An 813-nucleotide genomic window follows, 5' to 3' on the forward strand; every position below is an offset into this window, starting at 1 on the left:
ATTCTGCTCAGGCCTATGCGCAGGTCGCGCGTATCTTGCACGAACGCGACCCTGGCCTGGCATTTCTACTCTGTGGTGCCAGCGATGTACGGCACATCGCGCAGGAGCTTCGCGACGCATTGCCGTCATGGATCCGTATTCTTGACATCACGGAAGGCAATACGGACATCTGCGTCAGCCAAGCGCTGATCGCACGCACTTTGGCCTTTGCGACAAACGACAGCATGGGCATGCATATCGCCATCGCCCATGGCGTCCCGACGGTCGGACTGTTCGGATGCAGCCCGGTCATGCGTTACGCGCCCTGTTTGCATCCTCTTGAACCGTCTGGCAGCCCAGGCATGGACGGCATCTCGCCATCCGTCGTGGCCGATGCGATCTGGAGCCGGTTGCCCGGCGCGATCAAAATGGAGACGATCACCCCTTGATAGCGCAAAAGATAAAGGCCGTTAGTGAGTGCACTCACTAACGGCCTTTCTCATTGGGTCTTACATTGGTCTTGCAATTTTTGGTCGGGGCGGTGGGATTCGAACTCACGACCCTCTGCTCCCAAAGCAGATGCGCTACCAGGCTGCGCTACGCCCCGAAGGGTGGCAACTATACCAGAATCCCGCCCTGCCCGGGAGGGCCCTCCACCGATGCGAGCCAATGTCCGTCGCCTTCCGGCTATCTCCTGATTGACACCTATATAGTTCAAGCCTAAATTATTTACGGCTGCCGACGCATGACGGGCAGCCGCCTTCGGGCAAAAACACGCATAGACACTCATCGGGAAATACATGGCAAACGCCTCCACTCCATCCGCCTGGGCCG

At 58.4% G+C, this 813-nt stretch carries 1 protein-coding gene and 1 tRNA gene; one reads left to right on the forward strand and one right to left on the reverse strand.

Annotation, left to right across the window (positions count from 1 at the left end; translation table 11 throughout):
• Window positions 1-428: glycosyltransferase family 9 protein (locus A9976_RS00890; RefSeq protein ID WP_310889360.1), on the forward strand; the 428-nt coding region annotated here is incomplete at its 5' end.
• 81 nt (window positions 429-509) lie between these two features.
• Here A9976_RS00890 and A9976_RS00895 read toward each other — a convergent pair.
• A tRNA-Pro gene (locus A9976_RS00895) sits at window positions 510-586 on the reverse strand.
• Between the last annotated feature and the right edge of the window lie 227 nt (window positions 587-813).

It is taken from the genome of Delftia sp. UME58, assembly GCF_014170385.1.
In the GTDB taxonomy this organism is placed as follows: Bacteria; Pseudomonadota; Gammaproteobacteria; order Burkholderiales; family Burkholderiaceae_C; genus Comamonas; species Comamonas acidovorans.